Genomic DNA, 19,217 nt, shown 5'->3' with positions numbered 1-19,217 from the left:
CCCCCTGCTTTTTCCCTTTTTACCTACTTATGCCTCGACCTTCGCCGCTTCGGCGAAGTCGCGGTGGGCGAGGTAGCGCTCGGCATCGAGCGCGGCCATGCAGCCCGTACCGGCGGCGGTGATCGCCTGGCGGTAGGTGTGGTCCATCACGTCGCCGCAGGCGAAGACGCCCGGGATTTCGGTCTTGGGCGTGCCGGGTTCGACCAGCAGGTAGCCGGTTTCGTCCATCGGCAGCTTGCCCTTGAACAGTTCGGTCGCCGGGGCGTGGCCGATGGCGACAAAAGCGCCGTCTGTGAGGATCTCGCTCTGCTCGCCGGTCTGGGTGTCGATCAGGGCCAGCGCGCGCAGTTCGCCGTTCTCACCGTCCAGGAAACGCTCGACGCGCTGGTTCCACACGACCTTGATCTTCGGGTTGGCGAAGAGGCGGTCCTGCAGGATCTTTTCGGCGCGCAGCGTGTCGCGGCGGTGGATCAGGGTCACTTCGTCGGAGTGGTTGGTGAGGTAGAGCGCTTCCTCGACCGCGGTGTTGCCGCCGCCGATGACCACGACCTTCTTGCCGCGATAGAAGAAGCCGTCGCACGTGGCGCAGGCCGAAACGCCCTTGCCCGACAGTTCCTGCTCACCCGGAACGCCCAGCCACTGCGCCTGCGCGCCGGTGGCGATGACGAGGGTTTCGCCTTCGTAGACATCGCCCGAATCGCCGATCGCCTTGAAGGTCGGGCCTTCGAGATCGACCGAGGTGATCACGTCGTACATCATGCGGGTGCCGACATGGACGGCCTGCACCTCCATTTCCTGCATCAGCCAGGGGCCCTGGATCACTTCACGGAAGCCGGGATAGTTCTCGACATCGGTGGTGATGGTCAGCTGGCCGCCGGGCTGGAGACCCTGCACCACGATCGGCTGCATGCCCGCGCGGGCGCCGTAGATCGCGGCGGACAGACCGCCGGGGCCGGAGCCGATGATGAGCATGCGGGTCTTGTGCGTGGTCGCCATTTACGAAGCCTCCGGCCTTGATCTCAAAGAATGCGATGCGTGAAAATCGTCGGGGCGCGAGATAGGGGCAAGACCCCCGGTTTGCCAAGCGTTTCGGGCTTCATGGAAATACTTGATCCCCGCAAATCATCGCTTCGCCGTGGTTGACGGGCCCCACGCGGCGGCTCACGCTGGGGCATGGACTATCAACTCGGGCCTACTTCCAACCACTTCGTCTCGCAGCGCCTGCGGCTCAACTATGTCGACTGGGGCAATGCCGAAGCGCCGCCGCTGATCCTCCAGCACGGCGGGCGCGACCATTGCCGCAGCTGGGACTGGGTAGCCGAGGAATTGCGGCGCGACTGGCACGTGATCTGCCCGGACCTGCGCGGCCATGGCGATTCCGAATGGTCGCCCGAAGGCCATTACAGCATGGACGCGATGGTCTATGATTTCGCGCAGCTGGTGCACACGCTGGGGCACGAGAAAGTCACGATCGTCGCCCATTCTCTGGGCGGCAATGTCGCCACCCGCTTCACCGGCCTCTTTCCCGAGAAGGTGGACAAGCTGGTCAATATCGAGGGGCTCGGTCCGCCCAGGCACATCCGCCAGCAGATGGAGGAACGCGGGGTGGTCGTGCGCATGCGCCAATGGATCGACGACAAGCGCAAGGCCGCCGGTCGCTCCCCGCGCAAGTACGCCACCCGGCGCGACGCCTATGAGCGCATGAAGGAGGAAAATTCCTTCCTCACCGACGATCAGGCCCGCCACCTCACCATCCATGGCACCAACCGCAACGAGGACGGCACCTGGAGCTGGAAGTTCGACAACTACGTCAACGTCTGGTCGGTGGCCGACATGCCCACCAGCGACGTGATCGACCTGTGGCAGGCGATCACCTGCCCGATCCTGATGCTCTGGGGAAAGAACAGCTTTGCGCAGAGCCCCTCGACCGATGGCCGGATAGAGCACTTCCCGACCGCCCGCCTGATCGAGTACGAGGATGCCGGACACTGGCTGCACCATGACCAGTTCGACCGCTTCATGGCCGACGTGAAGGCGTTCCTCGCAAGCGGATGAGCGCTGCGCGTCAGTTCAGCAGGAAATATCCAAGGCCGAGCCAGCACACACCGCACATCGCAACCGCGATGATCAGCGAACGGGCATCGTGCCCGCCGGACAAGCCTTCACGCGCTTGGCCGTCCAGCACTGCGCCAAAGCCCGCGCCTGCCGGATCGGAGCGTTCGAAACGGATAATTCTCTCGTCAGCGACCTTCATCCACGCATCCTCTTTCGTGCGTGGGGCGATTGGAGCCGTCGCTTTTGGCGATTTTCCCGCCTCGTGCATGATTGCACGAACGAGGCCCAGATCACTCCCACCAGTCCCCATCCGCTCGCCTTTTTGACGTAGCGGCCAGAAGCCAAGGGGCTTCCTGAGGGCATGATAACAGATCGTTTCGTCCGCACAATCATGTCGTTGCGCCTTTCGAAAGCGGTCCTTTCGAAAGGCCTAGGCAGCGTGGACACATTCCGCATTGCCTAGGCAAGGCCGGTACGACCATATACAGCCCGATATAGCTTGATGCGGAGATCCCAGAACGTGCGCCGGTCCCTTGCCCTTGTTCTTTCCATGCTGCTGGCCCTCACCGCGATCGGCCGCCCGGCCATGGCCCAGAGCGAAGGCCCGCTCGTCCTTGCCGCCGCCAGCCTTCAGGAAGCGATGACCGCCGCCGCGGACGGGTGGGCCGCCAAGGGCCACCCGCGCCCGCGCATCTCCTTTGCCGCCTCTTCCGCGCTTGCCCGCCAGATCGAGGCGGGCGCCCCGGCCGACATGTTCGTCTCGGCGGACGAGCCATGGATGGACGAAGTCCAGACCAGGGGCCTGCTGCGCAAGGGCACGCGGGTCTCGTTCCTGACCAACAGCCTCGTGCTGGTCGCCCCGCGCAGCCGCACGCAGGCCATCACCGTCAAGCCCGGTTTCCCGCTCGCCCGTGCGCTGGGCAATGGCCGCCTCGCGGTCGGCGATCCCGCTGCCGTCCCTGCCGGGATCTACGCCAGGCAGGCGCTGACCCGCCTTGGGGTGTGGGATTCGGTGAAGGACCGCCTCGCCCCGGCCGAGAACGTGCGCGCCGCGCTGGCACTGGTGACGCGCGGCGTGGCACCGCTCGGCGTGGTCTACGGCACCGATGCCCGCGCCGATCCGGGCGTCCGGGTGGCGGGCACTTTCCCGGCGAGTTCGCATGCCCCGATCAGTTATCCGGTCGCGCTGCTGGCCGCCTCGCGCCACCGCGACGCCGAAGGCTTCCGCCGCTACCTGCTCTCCGCCGAAGGCAAGGCCGTGTTCCGCCGCTTCGGCTTCGGAACCCGGTAAGCCGCCAGCCCCATGAGCGCACTGACCCCGGAGGAATGGGAAGTCCTGCTGCTGTCGCTCAAGGTCAGCGGCGCGGCGATGGCCTGCGTGCTGCCGGTGGCCTTCGCGCTCGCCTGGGCGCTTGCCCGCTGGCGTTTCCCGGGACTGATCCTGCTCGACGCGCTGGTTCACCTGCCACTGGTGCTGCCGCCGGTGGTGACCGGCTGGCTGCTGCTGATCGCGCTGGCCCCCAATGCCCCGCTCGGCCGGTTCTTCGCCGATGCGCTGGGCATGACCTTCCTGTTTCGCTGGACCGGCGCCGCGCTGGCCGCCGGGGTCATGGCGCTGCCGCTAATGGTTCGCGCCATGCGGCTGTCGCTGGAAGCGGTTGACCGCAAGCTCGAGCAAGCCGCGCGCACGTTGGGGGCCGGGCCGGTCCGGACGTTCGTCAGCGTCACCCTCCCGCTCGCCATGCCGGGGGTCCTCGCCGCGCTGGTGCTGGGCTTCGCCCGCTCGATCGGCGAGTTCGGGGCGACGATCACGTTCGCCTCGAACATTCCCGGCGAGACCCGCACGCTGCCGCTGGCGATCTACAATGCACTGCAGATCCCCGGCTCGGAATGGCAGGTCACGCGCCTTGCCGGGCTGTCGGTGCTGCTGTCGCTGATTGCGCTCGTGCTGTCGGAATGGCTGGCCCGCCGGGGCCGCGCCGAGGGGATGCACCATGTCCTTTGACGTTGCCGTGACGCTCCGGCGCGGCGGGCGTCGTTTCGATTACCGGTTCAAGACCGAAAAGGGCGGCCTCACCGCCCTGTTCGGCCCGTCCGGAGCGGGCAAGACGACATTGCTCGACATGATCGCCGGACTGGCGCGCCCGGCCTCAGGCCACATCACGGTGGCAGGCGAGCCCTTGTTCGACAGTGCCGCCGGGATCGATCTGCCTCCCGAACGTCGCCGCTGCGGCTATGTCTTTCAGGACCTGCGCCTGTTCCCGCACCGCAATGTGCGCGAAAACCTGCTCTACGGCTGGAAGCGCGCCCGCCCCGAGCACCGCTGGCTCGATGTGCCCACCACGCTCGACGTGCTGGGCATCGGCCATCTGCTGACGCGCGCGCCGCGCTCGCTTTCGGGCGGCGAGGCGCAGCGTGTGGCCATCGGTCGCGCGCTGCTCTCGGGGCCGCGTTTCCTGCTGATGGACGAACCGCTGGCCTCCGTCGACGCCGAAAGACGCGAGGAAATCCTGCGCGTGATCGAGCGTGTGCGCGACGAGCTGCGCATGCCGATCCTCTACGTCAGCCACGACCGCGGCGAGGTGGACCGGCTGGCCGACCGGATCGTCCCGATCGGCACCGCCGAGGCTACTTCGCCGCCAGCACCGCAGGTCTGGGGCCGAACAACCGGGTAGCCGCCGCGACCAGTGCGGTCCGGCCCGGCGTATGCGCAAGATCGCGCGTCACCTGCCGCAGTTCCGAACAGCTCGCCCAAGGGTGCCCGGCGCCGTACTGGTTGGCCATGATCACGCTCATCTTGTCGAGCGCCAGACGCGCGTTGCGTTCCCCGACCTGCTCGGCAAGATCGGCCTGCATGACCCGCGCGGCCTCGTTGAGTTCGGCAAGGTGGCTGCTGGTGAAATCGCCGTAGTCGGCCTGGAAATCGTCCACCGTGGTGCGGCAGCGCAGACCGGTCACCATCAGCATGATGTCGAGCCGGCGAAGCTGCTCGGCCGTGGAGTCGGCTGGCGGCCGGTCGGCCTCGGCAGCGATCTCCTGGCCATGGGCGGGATCGGCCATCCCGATCGCCACGGCTGCCCCCAGCCCGACCAGCGAGGCCAGCAGCAAGCGGAATTCCGACTTGCGATGTGTCATGCCGGCGCGCTTCGTCGCGCGCGGCTCATGAAGGCAGGTGCTTTGCATGGTGCTCCTCCGATCCCCGGGCGCTTTCCGCCCTGTGGATAAGATTCGCAGACGATGGTTGCGAGCCGTTTGCGCAGTACGGTGAAGGCATCTTAACGAACGGGACATTGCCCCGCTCGCCGACAGGCCTATATCTCGCCTCCGCGATTCATTTGCAGACAAAGGACATTCCCATGACCATCGCCGTTGGTGACAAGCTGCCCGACGTGAAGCTCATCAAGGCCGGCGAAAGCGGCCCCGAGCCCGTGCAGACCGCCGATTTCTTCGCCGGCAAGAAAGTCGCGCTGTTCTCGGTTCCCGGCGCCTTCACGCCGACCTGCTCGGCCAAGCACCTTCCCGGCTTTGTCGACAAGGCCGCCGAACTGAAGGCCAAGGGCATCGACGCGATTGCCTGCACCGCCGTCAACGACGCCTTTGTCATGGGTGCCTGGGGCAAGGCCTCGGGCTCGGACGAGGTGGCGATGCTGGCCGACGGCAACGGCGACTTCGTGAAGGCCATCGACCTCGTCATGGACGGCACCGGCTTCGGCATGGGTGAGCGCGGCAAGCGCTTCTCGATGGTCGTCAACGACGGCGTCGTCGAGCAGCTCAACGTCGAGGCACCCGGCGCGTTCGAAGTCAGCTCGGCCGACTACATGCTCGGCCAGCTCTGATTTCAGGCTGACGGTTTGAAAGGCGGCGCTTCCCGCGGGAGGCGCCGCCTTTTTTCATGCCCTCGGCATCGGCGGGGCGCTTCCTTGCGGATGAACGCCCGGCCCTGCTTGTTCCTCTCTTCGCCGCGCTATAGCCTTGCAGCAAAGAGAGGAGTTTCCATGTCCCGTTCGGTTATCGTCACTGGAGGTTTCGGCGTGCTCGGCCATGCCGTGGCCTCGGCTTTTGCCGCCAAGGGCGACCGCGTGACGCGGATCGACTTTGCGCCTTCGGCCAGGGAGGCGCTCGAAGGCGCGCTCGACATCGGCGGCGTCGACCTTACCGACGAGGCCGCGACCCGCGCGGCGCTCGACCAGGTTGTCGCGGCGCACGGCGGCATCGACGTGCTGGTGAATGTCGCGGGCGGTTTCACCTGGGAAACGCTCGAAGGCGGATCGCTTGCCTCCTGGGCCAGGATGCAGGCGATGAACCTGACCACCGCGGCCACGATCACCCAGCTGGCGCTGCCCATGCTCAAGGCCTCAGCTGCCGGGCGCGTGGTCAACATCGGCGCGGGCGCGGCGATCAAGGCGGGCATGGGCATGGGCGCCTACGCCGCCTCCAAGTCCGGCGTCCACCGGCTGACCGAAGCGCTGGCCGAGGAACTGGCGGGCACCGGCGTCACCGTCAACGCCGTCCTGCCCAGCATCATCGACACCCCCACCAACCGGGCCGACATGCCCGATGCCGATTTCTCCGCCTGGGTGCAGCCGCAAGCGATTGCCGAGGTGATCGAGTTCCTGGCTTCAGACGCGGCGCGAGCGGTAACGGGGGCACTGGTGCCGGTCACGCGCGGCAGATAAGCGCGCCCGCTACGTCCTGCGTATATAGACCACCACGCCGTCCGAACTGCGGAATATCCGCTTCCAGCGCCGTGAATGCGCCAGTTCGCCCGCAAGCGGCGCATTGTGGTCTTCCTGGATGACAAAGGCCGCCGGGTTCCACTTGGCGATCACGTCGACCAGCGGAACATAGCCGTTCTCGATACCGCCGTTGTACTGCCATTCCTCATGGCTGTAGCGATAGTAACGCCCGTCGTAGGCCACCCGCCAGTCGGGCCAGCCGGCGTCGATGACCGGCCCGCCGAACGGGAAATCGGCATAGACGGTTCCGCGCAGATGCTCCTGCCGAAGCCGGTCGATCGCATCCAGCGGCAGGCTGGGCGCAAAGCGCGTAGGCGCGAGAAACGGCAGCGCCAGCGCGGCAAGCACCACGGCAACGGCAGGAAGCCAGCGCGGCACAGGCTCTTGCCGCGACGGCCCGGTCGCCTTCCCTGTCGCAGCGCGCGCGATCACCGGCACCATCGCCAGCGCCCAGAACAGCACGAAACGATAGGCCAGCACCGTCATCGCCAGCAGGGCCAGCGCGGCCAGCACTTCGGCGATGTCGAACCGGCGCGTGCGCGCCGCGATGCCCAGCGTCAGCAGCAAGACCGCCAGCACCGGCACGGCATTGGTCCAGTTCGCCTCGATCCACAGCGGCCGCCACTCGCTGGCACCGATGGCAAGGCTCATCTCGGTATTGGTGGCCGATATGTCGAGGATCGAGACCCCGTCCGGCGTCGCGAACATCGCCGCGACGGCGACCAGCGTCAGCACCGCCGCCGCTATCGGCAAGGGCCGGCCGCGATCCCGCAGCCATGCGAACAGGCCGCTCGCGGCATGGATGCCCAGGGTCAGCACGCCGATGCTCACCGAAGGGTGGAAATTCTGCCAGAGCACCAGCAGCGGCGCGCCCAGTGCAACCGTCGCCAGCGGCCGCAGCCGCAAGTGCATGAGCGCCAGTAAGAGCCCGAAGTTCAATGCGGCAAAACTCTGCGGGCGTATGCTGGCGCTCGGCAGCGCCGCACAGAACGAGAGCGCGAGTGCCAGAGCCACCGCCGTCGCGCTCGCACCGCGGCGGCGGCAGGCGGCGGCGATCACCCAGAAGCCGCCGAGCCAGACCAGCGAATCGAACACCCGCAAGGCGCCCCATCCGCCCAGCGAGCGCACCCAGGCCATGCTCGCCTGTGCCAGCCAGCCCACCGCCGGAAGCGGCTCGCCGAGATGGAGCGCGGCGAACGGTTCCCGCGCAACCGGGCCGCCGCGGGTGAGAATGATCTCGCCCAGCTTGAGCTGCCAGAAGATATCGACGTCCCAGACGGCGCGCAGCAACAGTACGCAGAGCATCGCTGCCGGAACCAGCGCGGCTCCATATCGCAGCAGGCGCCCGCCCTGCCCTTCGACGCTAACGTTCCGACCGCTCACGTTTCCCCCGGCGCGGCGCAAATGGTGCCGCCACGCCTCCATCGCCGCAGGCCGGGGGGCGTTTCAAGCCCCCCGGCCTCGCGGAAACGGGGATAAGAGAGTGTTTTCAGATCCGCTGCGCGCGGATTTCCCAACGGCCTCTCAGTACCCCATCAGGCTCAGCACTTCCTTGCGGCTGCGCTCGTCCTCGAGGAACGTGCCCATCATGCGGCTGGTGATCATGCTGACGCCCGGCGTGCGCACGCCGCGCGCGGACATGCAGGCATGGCTTGCCTCGATCACCACCGCCACGCCGTGCGGCTTCAAGTGGGTCCAGATGCATTCGGCCACTTCGGCGGTCAGGCGCTCCTGGATCTGCAGGCGGCGCGCATAGCCCTGCAGCACGCGCGCCAGCTTGGAGATACCGACCACATGATCGCGCGGCAGATAGGCGATCGCCGCCTTGCCGATGATCGGCGCCATGTGGTGTTCGCAGTGCGACTGGAACGGGATGTCCTTGAGCAGCACGACTTCGTCATAGCCGCCCACTTCCTCGAACACGCGGCTGAGGTGAATGGCCGGATCCTCGCCGTACCCCTGGCAATATTCCTTCCACGCCCGTGCCACCCGCTTGGGCGTGTCGAGCAGGCCCTCGCGCTCCGGATCGTCGCCCGACCAGCGGATCAGGGTGCGGATCGCCTCTTGAACTTCGTCCGGAACCGCAGGCTTCTTTTCGAAAGGGCTGTCCTCGTCGGGACCGACCAGGCTGCTCATCCCTTGATACTCCTTCGCAATCTTTCCTGTAGGTGCAGCCGCATGAGCTGCCCCTTGCGGCGGAACAGACCGCGCCGCTCGATCGGCTCGAACATCTCCCCGGGTCGTTCCGGATCGAGCAGAGCGCTTTCGCCAAGCGCTCTTTCAGCATCGGAGAGATGTTTCAAGGGCAAGCGTTCGAGATGTTTGCCCGCAGGCACAAGAGTTTCGATCATTTCGGCCATGCGGCCATGGCGATCCAGCGCCGCGGCGATCACGGCTTCCTCCTCGCCGCAATGTTCGGCGAGCAGGCGAAGGCGCAGCGCGCGGATCGCCGGAACCACATGGCCGTTCGCCGGCCGCGCCGCATCGATGAACACGTCGCACTCCGAATCGAGCCCCATCGACCGGTTGTTCATGTTGGCCGAGCCGACCCGCAGGATCTCGTCGTCGACGATCATCAGCTTGGCATGGACATAGATCGGCGTGCCGTCGGAGGCGACCGGGTGGAAGATGTGGAAACGCCCCAGCCGGTCGGCATTGCGCAGGGTCTGCACCAGTTCCACGCGCGCGGTGTCCATCGCCACCTGCTCCAGCCAGCCATTGGCGGTAAGCGGATTGATGATGAGGAATTCGGGCGGGTCCTCTTCCAGCAGGCGTTCGGCGATCGCCTCGGCCACCGCGCGCGAGGCGAAGTACTGGGTCTCGGCGTAGACAAAGCGCCGGGCCCGGCGGATCTGCTCGACAAACAGCGCCTCGATCTCGGCAACCTGCGAACAGGCTCCATACTCCGCGCGCGTGCGCGCGATGCCGATCTCGACATCGTGGAATTCGGCCCGCAGGCTCCCCGGCCAGGGGCTGAAGTCCTGCGGCGCACAAGGGACGATGTCCTGCCCGCCGGCAACCTTCCAGCGTTCGCGGCCGAGTTGGCCGAGCGCCTTGGCGACATCGCCTTCCATGACCATCGTCACGTCGTGCCAGGGCCCGTAGAGCCGCCCGCTCGGCTTGCGGCGGCGCGGATCGCCGGGACGGTGGTCGGGCGTATCCCAGCGGTCGGAGGTCATGTCGATGCCGCCGCAGGCCGCAAAGACATCGTCGATGACCACGATCTTCTGGTGATGGCTGCACCCGATCGGGTGCGCGCCGTCGAACTTGAAATGGATGCGCTTGCGCGCCGCCCAGCGGATCAGGTCGAACACCATGGTGCCGCGGAACAGCGACTTCACCAGCGAGAAATTCCACTTGAGCAGCCGGATCTCGAGACCGGGCTGGGTACGCACCAGCCAGACGATGAACGAACCCAGTCGCGCCGGAAACCGCGCCTTGCGCCCGCCCTGCCACCAGCGCCGCCCGGACGAGAGCAGGATGCGCGAATCGAAATCCCAGCCGATCATGAAAATGCGCTGGCGCGCCTCGTCCATCGCCTCGCGGATCACCCCGAAGTAGGCGGCGGCGTCGATGACCACATGGGCACGCCGAGCCATCGCATAGCGCCACACCGAAGGAGACACGCCCCGATCCGTTTCGTGCCCCTTGTCCTGTTCGTCCACCCGCCCGACCCCTGATCCGCGATTACGCAATCGTGTGCAAAGCGAACAAGAGCGCAACATGTTCCACAGGGCAAGTGCGCGGGCCAATGCGTGGGACAATGGATAGGCCGCCTGGGGGTGAATCCGCAGTTCACCGCAGCTAGCGACCGTAACGGCGGATTAGCGGCGGTTCACCGCAAACTCGGCTCATCCGAACGGTTGATCCGGCACCGTTCAGCCGCCAGACCGTTACGCACATGCAACATAGCATGTCTTCGCCCCGCTCCTTCCCACGCGCCTCGGCGCGCGGAGCGGGTCTCCGGCCAAATGGCCGGGCCAAGCCGTCCGGGTCGTGAATATTTCCGGACCTGTTTTTCAAGCCCTCTCGCGTTGGAGGGCAGCGAGTCGGTCGCCGTTGGGGCGGTGGCCGCGTCGAGAAGGAGTACGCCATGAAGAAATCCATCATCGCCGCCGCACTGGCCGCCGCCACGCTCGTGCCCGCCGCCGCCATGGCCCAGGCTGCACCGGCCGCCGCTCCTGCAACCGCAAGCGCCAGCCCGACGGCGGGCGCCAAGGTCTACGACACCGATGGCAATGAAGTGGGTACGATCGAGGCCGTCCAGGGTGACGTCGTGACCGTCAACACCGGCACCGCTCGCGCGGGCCTGCCCAAGTCGGCGTTCGCGACGCGCGAGAAGGGCCTGACGATCGGCATGACCAAGGTCCAGCTCGAAGCCGCCGTCCAGGGCGCCCAGGCAAAGACGGGTGAGGCCCTTGCCGCCGCGCTGGTCCCCGACGCTCCGGTGAAGAGCAGCGACGGCGTCGTCATCGGCACCGTCAGCAAGGTCGAAGGCGACAACGTGACCATCGCACTGCAGGGCGGCACGCCCGTGGCATTGCAGAAGGCCGCGATCGGCCTTGCCGCCGACGGCGGCCTGGCGATCGGCGTGACCGCCGCGCAGTTCACCGCCTCGGTCCAGGGCGCGACCGGCGGCAACAGCGGCAAGTAACTTTGCCCGACCTTCGGACGGCTCCCAACCGGTGAGACCTGCCCGAAGGAAAGGCCGAAAGGAAAGGCCGGGATCGCAGTGCGGCCCCGGCCTTTTCCATGCCCCTCGCCGATCTCTGCATTTTTCCGGTAAAATGCTTGCGGGCAGGAGGAGGACGGCTCAATAGGGCGCCAAGCCCGTCGCACGGCTCGGTGCGGCGCCTCCCTGCCCTCCAGCGATTGGCCCCTGCTTTGACTCCTCTGGAGCATATCCGGACCTTCCAGAAGTCCGTCCCCGGTCTCGATGCCTCTATCGACATGGCCCGCCGCCGCGCCGCCACCATCGCCGGGGCCGTCGCCCTCGGCCTGGTCGCGATCGTCTTTGCCCGCATGGGCGACCTTGCACAGAAGGTCTTCACCGAGTTTCAGGCGCAGCATCGCTACGCCCCGCTGATCCTCACCCCCTTGGTGTTCGCCGCAACCGTCGCCGTTACCCTGCGCTGGGCACCGGCCGCCAAGGGCTCCGGCATTCCGCAGGTCATGGCCGCCGGTCATGACATCCAGCTTGCCTCCTCGCGCCTGCTCGCCCTGCCCACCGCCATCGCGAAGCTGCTGCTCACCACCTTCATGCTGCTGGCAGGCGGCTCGGTCGGCCGCGAAGGGCCTACCGTGCAGGTGGCTGCGGCCATCATGGTCACCTGCCACCGCATCCTGCGCGTGCCGATCTCCGCAGGCGTGCTGATCGCCGGCGGCGCGGCGGGCGTCGCCGCGGCCTTCAACACCCCGCTGGCCGGCGTCGTTTTCGCGATCGAGGAACTGGCCGCCGCGTTCGAGCAGAAAGTCGCCGTGCTGGTCATGGGCGCGGTCGTCATTTCCGGCCTCGTCAGCCTCGCGGTGGCGGGCGACTACGTCTATTTCGGCGCGATGCGCCAGACGCTCGACGTCCGCTCGGTGCTGATGGTGACCCCCGTGGCGGGGATCGCCGGCGGCATCCTGGGCGGCCTGTTCGCCCGCATGATGCTGGCCTTCGCCCGCAGCGCCCATCCCGCTTTCCTGGCGGTGCGCGCCCGCCCCGTCACGCTGGCCTTCGCCTGCGGCCTGGTCGTTGCCGTGGTCGGCATCGTCACCCACGGCTCGACCTGGGGCACCGGTTACGAAACCACCCGCCACATGATCGAGGGGCAGGATGATACCTCGCTGTGGTTCGGCCCTGCCAAGTTCCTGGCGACCGCCGCCACCGCCGTCTCAGGAGCGCCCGGCGGCATCTTTGCGCCCTCGCTTTCGGTCGGCGCCGGGTTTGGCCAGTTGCTCGCCCTGTGCTTCCCGGACGACCCGATGCCCGCCGTGATCCTGCTCGGCATGGTCGGCTATTTTGTGGGCGTCGTACGCGCGCCGCTGACGGCGGTCATCATCCTTATGGAAACCACCGCAAGCCGCGGCATGATCGTGCCGCTGTTCCTGACCGCGATCATCGCCGACGCCGCCAGCACGCTGGTCTGCAAGGAAAAGCTCTACCACGGCCTGTCGCGAGGATTTGCCCGCGCCGCAGCCCACCCGACTTCGGGGCCTAACCCGGAGCCGGAACCCGCGCGAAGCTGATTCGCGCGGGGCAACCGCCCGGATGCCACCGGGCGGTTCGCACCAGACACGAAAAACCCCGCCGAGGTGATCCTCGCGGGGTTTTTCGTGTCTTGTGGCAAGTGGCGCGCCCGGAACGATTCGAACGTCCGACCCTCAGATTCGTAGTCTGATGCTCTATCCAGCTGAGCTACGGGCGCGCATGATGCCCTATGTAAGGCTCGAAAGGCCTGGGACCTTTCGACGGGAAAATGGCGCGCCCGGAACGATTCGAACGTCCGACCCTCAGATTCGTAGTCTGATGCTCTATCCAGCTGAGCTACGGGCGCGTGCCAATTTTCTTTCCAACCAAGGCCACATTTTCCCCGAGAGGAAAGTGGCGCGCCCGGAACGATTCGAACGTCCGACCCTCAGATTCGTAGTCTGATGCTCTATCCAGCTGAGCTACGGGCGCGTTGGAGTGGCGCCAATAGAAAGGGATCCGCCCCCCGTCAACGCCTATATCGAACTTTCTTCCAGGAATTTGCACAAGGCCCTCGCCAGCGGGTAATCCAGAGGCGGCATTGCAAGGGTTTCGATCGCCCCGGGGGCAAGCCAGTCGATGGCCTCGGCCTCATGCGGATGCGGCTCGCCCTGCCATTGGCGGCACGCGTAAAGAAGAATGACAAGCGAGCGGCGCTTCGCCTCGCGCTTCGCCTCGCCCTCCGCTCCGGTCCATCCGCTCGCGAAACCGACCGCCTCCAGCAAATCCGCATCCAGCGTCAGCCCCAGTTCCTCCTGGAGCTCCCGGACGGCGGCATGCTCGGGGCTTTCTCCCGGATCAACCTTGCCCCCGGGGAATTCCCATAGGCCGCCATGCGTATTCGCAAACGGTCGCTGCTGCATCAATACGGAGCCGTCCGCGCGCACCAGCGCAACGGCGACCACCAGGAGCGGTGTAAAGGAACTTTCCAGCTTCGACGCCCTTCTTAGGAACTCGTTAACGCCCCCATGGCACTCCCCGGAGTGTTCTGGAGAACTGTGGGTTTACGCATGAGCATCCGATCGATCAGCCTTCAAGTCTTCAAGGAACAGGCCGCGGCCACCACCGTGGAATACGGTCTCATCCTGGCAATGATCGTGCTGGTCGTCGTGGTCGCCATCAGCGGCGCCGCCGACGAGACCGTGGCGATGTGGAACAGCATCTACTCCAAATCGGACGCCGCAATTTCCGCAAGTTGAAGCAAACTCCAACTTAAGCAATTTTCAACACTTCCCCCCTAGAACCAAGATTGTCCGAAGCGCTGAAGCGAGACGCCAGGCGGGAAGGACCGGGTACAGAAGACTGCTATTTTTCAGGAGACATACCATGAAGTTTCTCGCCAAGCTGCGTCGCAATGAAGAAGGCGCCACCGCAATCGAATACGGCCTCATCGCCGCTCTGATCGCCGTCGCCGCCATTGCCGCCATGCAGGGCATGGGCTCGCAGCTCACCTCGACCTTCTCGAAGACCTCGTCGGCTATCGGCACGACGAACGCCTGATAGGCTTTCGAGCTAAACGGTTTGGGGGCGGCAGGTATCCACCTGCCGCCCCTTTCCGTTTCCGGCCCCTGAGGCCCTGGCAAAACCCGCGGGAAACCGCGGGTTTTTCAGTATGTAACGATCTTCACCTTCTGCCCCGGCACCAGCTTGTCCGCCGCCTGGAGGCCGTTCAGCACCAGGAAGCGATCGAGCTGTGCATCGCCATAGGCCATACGCCGGGCGAGCGACTGCGAAGTGTCGCCAGTCTTTACAACCACGACGCGCAGCATACGCGGGCGCACTTGCCCGGCTTCGGCGGCCGAGATCCGGCGGAAGCTCCTGAACATCGGATTGAACACCGCGGCGCCTCCCGAACGGGTAATGGTGACGAAGTGGTAGGCATTGCCGCCGCCAAGGTCATAGGCGAAGACCGCGACCTCGTTCGCGCCGCTGGAAGTCTGCACCCGGGCAACGCCATAAGCGGCGGAAAGGCCGTTCACGGTCGCCCGCTCCACGCTCTCGGGCCTGATTCGCGCCTGCCCCTTGTCGGTCAGCCCGGCAAACACGCCATCGATGTACGAATCGAGGCCGGTTCCCAGCTTTCCGCCGGAAAACTGCGCCTTGCCCGATGCACCGCTGATCGACACCGCCTTCGTGCCGTTGACCAGATAGAACCCGTCCGGCGCCTGGAACGTGAAGCGCAAGTCGGCATGGGTGAACCGGCTGCCCTCGATCACGCCCTGATGCGGGTCGTCGCCGTAGACCAGCCCGTCGATTCGCGAGAGGAAAACGTCGCGATTCGTCGCGCCCGACGCCGCCTTGCCCGCCAAACTCTGCGCATCGCGCACGCGCGAGGCGGGATCCGGGTGCGTCGAGGCCCATTCCGGCACGCGGTTCGAGGTTCCCTGAAGCTGCGCCTCAAGGGCATTCTGCCGCGCCAGGCTCTCCAGCACGCTCGCCATCGCGCGCGGATCGTAACCCGCGCGCTTCAGGTAGGTGATGCCAAGCCGGTCGGCCTCGAGTTCCTGCGTGCGCGAATACTGCAGCGTCAGCATCTGCGAGCCTTGCGAGGCGATCCGCTGGCCAAGCTGGCCCAGTGCCGAATCGCCCAGCAGGACGCCGGAAAGCAGCGAGCCAAGCACGCCGATGATCTGGTTGCGATTCGCCGCTTTCTGGCGCTTGGCCGAATGACGCGCGGCGACGTGGCCCACTTCGTGCCCCAGCACACCGGCCAGTTCCGCCTCGTTGTTCATCAGCGCGGTCAACTGCCGCGTCACGTAGATGTACCCGCCGGGTATCGCGAAGGCGTTGTTCACCGAGGAATTGAGCAGGGTGACGGTAAAGTCCCCGCGCGCGTTCGACAGGCCGGACTGCACCGCGATGGTCTTGCCGACCTGCTCGACATAAGCCGCCTGCGGACCGGAGACGGCCCCGCCGAATTCGGCCAGCAGATCGGGATGGGCCTTGGCGCCTTGCGCCTTGTCCGACTGGCTGATCGCGCTTGCCGCCGGAACGGCGGCCGCCGCCGTCGCCTCACTCACGCTGGCCGGCGCCAGCGCCAGGACCAGCGCCGCCGCGCTCCCTCCGGTCACGGCCGCACGCCGATAGCCCCCACGCACCTTCTTCATCGCTTGTCCTTTACCGATCCGCCAAGTTCGGCTTCTTCTTCCGCGCGATAACGCACGGGGCAAGCCCCCTGTTCCGCAAATCCGCAAGCGTCATCAGGCCGATCGGGCGAGTGGGTGCCGCGCGTTGACCAGCGCCACCAGCCTGGCGCTATCGACATGGGTGTAGATCTGCGTGGTCGCGATGTCGGCATGGCCGAGCAGGGTCTGCAGCACCCGCAAGTCGGCCCCGCCTTCGAGCAGGTGGGTGGCAAAGGCATGGCGCAGCACATGCGGAGACACCCGCTGCGGGTCGAGATCGGCGCGCACGGCCAGATCGCGCAAGAGCTGGAACAGCCGCACCCGCGTCAGATGACCGCTCTCCCCGCGCGAGGGGAACAGATGACGCGAGCCGTCCGGCCGCAAGGCCAGCCAGCGCGACAGCACCGCGCGGGCACGCGAACTGACCGGCACCATGCGCTGCTGGCCGCCCTTGCCGGTGACATGCAGGAACGGCGCATCACGCGGCACCGCCGCCACCGGCAGCGACACCAGTTCGCTGGCCCTGAGGCCCGAGCCGTAAAGCAGTTCCAGCAGCGCAAGCAAGCGCACCGCTTCCGGGCGGTCGCCCTCAGCCTCCTCCTCCGCCCGCGCCAGGAACCGCGTGACCTCCTCGCGCGACAGCAGGCGCGGCAAGGGCCGGCGGGTGACCGGACGCGGGAGCGAGGGCGAAGGATCGTCCTCGCGCAGCCCTTCGTCGACAAGGAAACCGTAGAATTGCCGCAAGGCCGAACAGCGCCGCGCCAGCGTTGCCGGGGCGACATCGCTCCACGCCGCGCCCAGCCCGGCCAGTGCCGCGCCGCTGGCGCCGACGAGATCCCCCAGTTCGTCCATCGCCGCTTCGAGATCGCGGCGATAGGCGGCCAGGGTATTGGCCGCCGCACCGCGTTCGGCAGCCAGCATCGTCAGGAACCGTTCGGGCGCGCTACCAGTTGACGAACGGCCGGTTGACGAACCGCGCCCTCGCACGCCGTCAGGCCCGCGCGACCGCCTCGGCCGCGATCATCCGCGCCTCGGCGTCGAGCCCCACGCTGCGCAGTGCCGAAACGATATGGTAGAGATAGCGCGGCGTCATCCGGTGCCAGTCGCTGCCCTGCATGCCGAGCCCGGCCAGCAGCGCGACACTGGCCGCATCCCCATTGCCCGCCGCCCGGTCGAGCGCGGTGAGAAAACGCGAACTGCTGTCGAGGCCGAGGCCCAGCTGCCCGGAAAAGCTGCGCGCATCGCCGTCGTCGATACGGCCGAGCGCCGCCAGGCCTGCCACCAGAAACGCACTGCGGCGCTTGTCCTGGCTGTCATCGCCATCGACAAATGTCGAAACCGCGCTCGATCCCACCGTCTTTATCCGTCCGGGGGCCGCCAGCACCAGCAGCGCCCAGCCCTGGCTGCCCGAGGCGACGACCGGTGACCAGGCGAGCGCATTGGCATCGAAGCCCGCTGCCAGCATCGAGGTCAGCAGTGCCGGAGCGTCGCCCTCCAGATCCTTGCTGGGCGCGATGCGTGCGGCGGCGGCGGCGGTGAGAACCTGGCGGGCATAAACGGCATTGGCGCCGCTTGCCCCGTTCCACAGGCTCTGCATCGCCGCGAAGCGGGCCGCCGGATCGTCGAGCACATAGGCATTGCGCAGGGTTTCCGCGCGCTGCTGCCACTCGCCCTGCACTTCGGGATCCGAATAGAGCTGGCTGTAGAGATCGACCATCGCCGCATTCGAGAGCACGCCGGTGCCGCCCGCGTAATCGGCCGCGGCGGCGCGGCGGGCAAGGCCGACCATCGGCGCCAGCGCGGTCATGTCATCATAGATCGGCGCCGCGCCGCTCATCGCGCTGTCCGGCGGGGTGAGGCCCACCGCATTGGCAAGGCCGAAGCGCCACGGCGTCACCGTCGTCACGCCGTCCCACTCGATGGTGACGGCCTTGCGTGAACGACCGGCGGCACCGGCGTACTTCTGCGCCAGCAGCACGTCGATGCGGTCCATCGAACCACGCACGCGCGCCTTGTCGAGTTTGGCCATGGCCGAAGTGCCGCTACCGCGAAACGCCTCGCAGATCGCCTTGGCAGCGTTCCACTGGGGATCGTCGCGCAGCGAGCCGAGCGACGAGAAGACCGGGCACAGGCCGGTGAAATCGGCGGTATTCTGATACGTGTCGAACGCCGCATTGCCGAGTTCCGGCGTGTAATTGGCGATGTCGATATCCTGCAGCACCGCACGCGCCGCATCGCTTTCGCCCATGCGCAGCAGGAGCGCCACGCGCAGCGCCAGGAAACGCTGCGCGCTCATGCCCGCAGGCGGCGCCAATCGCGAGATCAGCGCACGGCGCAGGAGAATGTGCCCCCAGCGCGAAACCAGCTGCCCCCGGTTCGCGGCCAGCGCGGCCTCGACCACCGAGGCATGTTGCGAGCCCAGCGAATCCGCCGACAGGCCGCCCTCGGTATCATCGATCAGGCCAACCTGCTCCATCGAGCGGCGCGCCTGCGGCGGCATGTCGAGATCGATCTTGTTGCCCAGCAGATCCTCGAAGTCCTCGGGCGACATGCGCTCCAGTTCCTCGAGGGTCGGCACGCGCGTCAGCCCGCCGGGGCCGGTGAGCGCGGGCACCGCCAGCGCGCCGTCCAGCACCATCGGCGCGGCCTTCGGCACCGGCTGGACGACCGGGGTGGAGACCGAAGCGGGATTGGGACGGGAGGCGGAAGCGGCCGGCGCACTTGCCGCAGGGGCCGCGGCGGACGGCGGCGGTGCCGGCTCGTCGAACCCCTTGGGAAGAAGCGATTCGGGGCCCGACTGCGCCACGGCCCAAACCGAAGTAAGCGCCAGCGCCGTGCCGACCATCACATGCCAGGTGCGGATACGGACCTTCATTGCGGCGCCTTCTCGCTCGTCTGGTCCGGCACTTTCACCGTCTCCACGATGTCGCGAACCTCCCGGTGACCGCCGTTGACCCATGCCCAGCTGCCCACGACCACCACAATCGCGAGGACCGCAGCCACGGTTACGCCCGGAAGCTTCCGCCTGCGCCTTGGTATCGTCACTCGTCTTCCTTCACCGATGCTTGC

21 protein-coding genes and 3 tRNA genes are annotated in these 19,217 nt (G+C 67.0%); 10 read left to right on the top strand and 14 right to left on the bottom strand.

Annotated elements, in window-relative coordinates:
* Nucleotides 1-27 precede the first annotated feature (27 nt).
* Nucleotides 28-996 carry a thioredoxin-disulfide reductase gene (trxB, locus tag CA833_RS14185; protein WP_207078380.1) on the bottom strand — a complete coding sequence of 323 codons (969 nt, stop codon included), beginning with the start codon at nt 994-996 and terminating at the stop codon, nt 28-30.
* Nucleotides 997-1,173: 177 nt separating this feature from the next.
* On the opposite strand from trxB, the gene CA833_RS14180 reads away from it, so the two are divergent.
* Complete coding sequence (locus CA833_RS14180; protein WP_207078379.1) at nt 1,174-2,055, top strand: alpha/beta fold hydrolase; 882 nt, start codon at nt 1,174-1,176, stop codon at nt 2,053-2,055.
* Between the two features lie 10 nt (nt 2,056-2,065).
* Here the strand turns inward: CA833_RS14180 and CA833_RS14175 are convergent, their stop codons facing one another.
* Nucleotides 2,066-2,254, bottom strand: a complete 189-nt coding sequence (locus tag CA833_RS14175) for a hypothetical protein (protein WP_142634248.1) — start codon at nt 2,252-2,254, stop codon at nt 2,066-2,068.
* A gap of 351 nt (nt 2,255-2,605) precedes the next feature.
* Between CA833_RS14175 and modA the strand changes: the two genes are divergently transcribed.
* From modA to CA833_RS14160, 3 genes are read left to right on the top strand one after another with little or no spacing between them, the layout of a single operon-like run.
* Nucleotides 2,606-3,346 (top strand): molybdate ABC transporter substrate-binding protein, encoded by a 741-nt coding sequence (modA, locus tag CA833_RS14170; RefSeq protein WP_142637692.1) that lies wholly within the window; start codon nt 2,606-2,608, stop codon nt 3,344-3,346.
* A 12-nt stretch (nt 3,347-3,358) separates the two neighbouring features.
* Nucleotides 3,359-4,060, top strand: a complete 702-nt coding sequence (modB, locus tag CA833_RS14165) for a molybdate ABC transporter permease subunit (protein ID WP_142634250.1) — start codon at nt 3,359-3,361, stop codon at nt 4,058-4,060.
* Nucleotides 4,050-4,730 carry a molybdenum ABC transporter ATP-binding protein gene (locus CA833_RS14160; RefSeq protein WP_142634252.1) on the top strand — a complete coding sequence of 227 codons (681 nt, stop codon included), beginning with the start codon at nt 4,050-4,052 and terminating at the stop codon, nt 4,728-4,730. The genes modB and CA833_RS14160 overlap by 11 nt, the downstream gene beginning before the upstream one ends.
* Here CA833_RS14160 and CA833_RS14155 read toward each other — a convergent pair.
* Complete coding sequence (locus CA833_RS14155) at nt 4,684-5,238, bottom strand: S-adenosyl-L-homocysteine hydrolase (RefSeq protein ID WP_242526116.1); 555 nt, start codon at nt 5,236-5,238, stop codon at nt 4,684-4,686. The two genes, CA833_RS14160 and CA833_RS14155, sit on opposite strands and share 47 nt — an antisense overlap.
* 173 nt (nt 5,239-5,411) lie before the next feature.
* Here CA833_RS14155 and CA833_RS14150 point away from each other — a divergent pair, with 173 nt between their 5' ends.
* The gene (locus CA833_RS14150) at nt 5,412-5,891 is read left to right on the top strand and encodes a peroxiredoxin (RefSeq protein ID WP_142634254.1); all 480 of its coding nucleotides are present in this window, start codon (nt 5,412-5,414) and stop codon (nt 5,889-5,891) included.
* 159 nt (nt 5,892-6,050) lie between these two features.
* Nucleotides 6,051-6,731: an SDR family NAD(P)-dependent oxidoreductase gene (locus tag CA833_RS14145; RefSeq protein WP_207078378.1), complete on the top strand. Its 681-nt coding sequence runs from the start codon at nt 6,051-6,053 to the stop codon at nt 6,729-6,731.
* Between the two features lie 9 nt (nt 6,732-6,740).
* Here CA833_RS14145 and CA833_RS14140 read toward each other — a convergent pair whose 3' ends face one another.
* The 3 genes from CA833_RS14140 to CA833_RS14130 form a co-directional block, all read right to left on the bottom strand.
* Nucleotides 6,741-8,174 (bottom strand): hypothetical protein, encoded by a 1,434-nt coding sequence (locus tag CA833_RS14140; protein ID WP_207078377.1) that lies wholly within the window; start codon nt 8,172-8,174, stop codon nt 6,741-6,743.
* 141 nt (nt 8,175-8,315) lie between these two features.
* On the bottom strand, nt 8,316-8,927 hold the full coding sequence (gene folE / locus CA833_RS14135) for a GTP cyclohydrolase I FolE (RefSeq protein ID WP_142634261.1): 612 nt from the start codon (nt 8,925-8,927) through the stop codon (nt 8,316-8,318).
* Nucleotides 8,924-10,516, bottom strand: coding sequence for a phospholipase D-like domain-containing protein (locus CA833_RS14130; RefSeq protein ID WP_207078376.1), 1,593 nt, complete (start codon nt 10,514-10,516; stop codon nt 8,924-8,926). Before CA833_RS14130 ends, folE begins: the two co-directional genes overlap by 4 nt.
* A 368-nt stretch (nt 10,517-10,884) precedes the next feature.
* Here CA833_RS14130 and CA833_RS14125 point away from each other — a divergent pair, with 368 nt between their 5' ends.
* A complete protein-coding gene (locus CA833_RS14125; RefSeq protein ID WP_142634263.1) occupies nt 10,885-11,445 on the top strand; it encodes a hypothetical protein in 561 nt (186 codons plus the stop codon).
* A gap of 296 nt (nt 11,446-11,741) precedes the next feature.
* Nucleotides 11,742-13,022, top strand: coding sequence for a chloride channel protein (locus CA833_RS14120; protein ID WP_207080110.1), 1,281 nt, complete (start codon nt 11,742-11,744; stop codon nt 13,020-13,022).
* Nucleotides 13,023-13,124: 102 nt separating this feature from the next.
* On the opposite strand, the gene CA833_RS14115 is transcribed toward CA833_RS14120, so the two are convergent.
* The 4 genes from CA833_RS14115 to CA833_RS14100 all read right to left on the bottom strand — a co-directional run bounded on the left by CA833_RS14115 (nt 13,125) and on the right by CA833_RS14100 (nt 13,928).
* A tRNA-Arg gene (locus CA833_RS14115) sits at nt 13,125-13,201 on the bottom strand.
* A 52-nt stretch (nt 13,202-13,253) separates the two neighbouring features.
* A tRNA-Arg gene (locus tag CA833_RS14110) sits at nt 13,254-13,330 on the bottom strand.
* Between the two features lie 48 nt (nt 13,331-13,378).
* Nucleotides 13,379-13,455 (bottom strand) — tRNA-Arg (locus CA833_RS14105).
* A 44-nt stretch (nt 13,456-13,499) separates the two neighbouring features.
* Nucleotides 13,500-13,928: a (deoxy)nucleoside triphosphate pyrophosphohydrolase gene (locus CA833_RS14100; RefSeq protein WP_255535828.1), complete on the bottom strand. Its 429-nt coding sequence runs from the start codon at nt 13,926-13,928 to the stop codon at nt 13,500-13,502.
* A gap of 105 nt (nt 13,929-14,033) precedes the next feature.
* Between CA833_RS14100 and CA833_RS14095 the strand changes: the two genes are divergently transcribed.
* Nucleotides 14,034-14,222 carry a Flp family type IVb pilin gene (locus tag CA833_RS14095; protein ID WP_207078375.1) on the top strand — a complete coding sequence of 63 codons (189 nt, stop codon included), beginning with the start codon at nt 14,034-14,036 and terminating at the stop codon, nt 14,220-14,222.
* Nucleotides 14,223-14,349: 127 nt separating this feature from the next.
* The gene (locus tag CA833_RS14090) at nt 14,350-14,523 is read left to right on the top strand and encodes a Flp family type IVb pilin (protein WP_142634343.1); all 174 of its coding nucleotides are present in this window, start codon (nt 14,350-14,352) and stop codon (nt 14,521-14,523) included.
* Nucleotides 14,524-14,630: 107 nt separating this feature from the next.
* Here CA833_RS14090 and CA833_RS14085 read toward each other — a convergent pair whose 3' ends face one another.
* The 4 genes from CA833_RS14085 to CA833_RS27170 form a co-directional block, all read right to left on the bottom strand.
* Nucleotides 14,631-16,130, bottom strand: coding sequence for a M48 family metalloprotease (locus tag CA833_RS14085; protein WP_142634344.1), 1,500 nt, complete (start codon nt 16,128-16,130; stop codon nt 14,631-14,633).
* 93 nt (nt 16,131-16,223) lie between these two features.
* Nucleotides 16,224-17,075 carry a tyrosine recombinase gene (locus CA833_RS14080; protein ID WP_255535882.1) on the bottom strand — a complete coding sequence of 284 codons (852 nt, stop codon included), beginning with the start codon at nt 17,073-17,075 and terminating at the stop codon, nt 16,224-16,226.
* 64 nt (nt 17,076-17,139) lie between these two features.
* Nucleotides 17,140-19,023: a hypothetical protein gene (locus CA833_RS14075; RefSeq protein WP_242526115.1), complete on the bottom strand. Its 1,884-nt coding sequence runs from the start codon at nt 19,021-19,023 to the stop codon at nt 17,140-17,142.
* On the bottom strand, nt 19,020-19,151 hold the full coding sequence (locus CA833_RS27170; protein WP_255535826.1) for a hypothetical protein: 132 nt from the start codon (nt 19,149-19,151) through the stop codon (nt 19,020-19,022). Before CA833_RS27170 ends, CA833_RS14075 begins: the two co-directional genes overlap by 4 nt.
* Nucleotides 19,152-19,217 lie beyond the last annotated feature (66 nt).

Origin of the sequence: Novosphingobium sp. KA1 (genome assembly GCF_017309955.1) — a bacterium.
Taxonomy (GTDB): Bacteria; Pseudomonadota; Alphaproteobacteria; order Sphingomonadales; family Sphingomonadaceae; genus Novosphingobium.
The sequence above is the reverse complement of the archived record's forward strand: the minus strand, read 5'-3'. Positions and strand labels throughout refer to the sequence as shown.

What these genes read in the sequence shown, in the direction of transcription:
- CA833_RS14075 (WP_242526115.1), bottom strand. Translation starts at nt 19,023, where the DNA reads ATGAAGGTCCGTATCCGCACCTGGCATGTGATGGTCGGCACGGCGCTG.
- folE (WP_142634261.1), bottom strand. Translation starts at nt 8,927, where the DNA reads ATGAGCAGCCTGGTCGGTCCCGACGAGGACAGCCCTTTCGAAAAGAAG.
- CA833_RS14095 (WP_207078375.1), top strand. Translation starts at nt 14,034, where the DNA reads ATGAGCATCCGATCGATCAGCCTTCAAGTCTTCAAGGAACAGGCCGCG.
- CA833_RS14180 (WP_207078379.1), top strand. Translation starts at nt 1,174, where the DNA reads ATGGACTATCAACTCGGGCCTACTTCCAACCACTTCGTCTCGCAGCGC.
- CA833_RS14130 (WP_207078376.1), bottom strand. Translation starts at nt 10,516, where the DNA reads ATGTTGCGCTCTTGTTCGCTTTGCACACGATTGCGTAATCGCGGATCA.
- CA833_RS14145 (WP_207078378.1), top strand. Translation starts at nt 6,051, where the DNA reads ATGTCCCGTTCGGTTATCGTCACTGGAGGTTTCGGCGTGCTCGGCCAT.
- modB (WP_142634250.1), top strand. Translation starts at nt 3,359, where the DNA reads ATGAGCGCACTGACCCCGGAGGAATGGGAAGTCCTGCTGCTGTCGCTC.
- CA833_RS14090 (WP_142634343.1), top strand. Translation starts at nt 14,350, where the DNA reads ATGAAGTTTCTCGCCAAGCTGCGTCGCAATGAAGAAGGCGCCACCGCA.
- CA833_RS14085 (WP_142634344.1), bottom strand. Translation starts at nt 16,130, where the DNA reads ATGAAGAAGGTGCGTGGGGGCTATCGGCGTGCGGCCGTGACCGGAGGG.
- CA833_RS14150 (WP_142634254.1), top strand. Translation starts at nt 5,412, where the DNA reads ATGACCATCGCCGTTGGTGACAAGCTGCCCGACGTGAAGCTCATCAAG.
- CA833_RS14125 (WP_142634263.1), top strand. Translation starts at nt 10,885, where the DNA reads ATGAAGAAATCCATCATCGCCGCCGCACTGGCCGCCGCCACGCTCGTG.
- CA833_RS14160 (WP_142634252.1), top strand. Translation starts at nt 4,050, where the DNA reads ATGTCCTTTGACGTTGCCGTGACGCTCCGGCGCGGCGGGCGTCGTTTC.
- modA (WP_142637692.1), top strand. Translation starts at nt 2,606, where the DNA reads ATGCTGCTGGCCCTCACCGCGATCGGCCGCCCGGCCATGGCCCAGAGC.
- CA833_RS14175 (WP_142634248.1), bottom strand. Translation starts at nt 2,254, where the DNA reads ATGAAGGTCGCTGACGAGAGAATTATCCGTTTCGAACGCTCCGATCCG.
- CA833_RS14120 (WP_207080110.1), top strand. Translation starts at nt 11,742, where the DNA reads ATGGCCCGCCGCCGCGCCGCCACCATCGCCGGGGCCGTCGCCCTCGGC.
- trxB (WP_207078380.1), bottom strand. Translation starts at nt 996, where the DNA reads ATGGCGACCACGCACAAGACCCGCATGCTCATCATCGGCTCCGGCCCC.
- CA833_RS14155 (WP_242526116.1), bottom strand. Translation starts at nt 5,238, where the DNA reads ATGCAAAGCACCTGCCTTCATGAGCCGCGCGCGACGAAGCGCGCCGGC.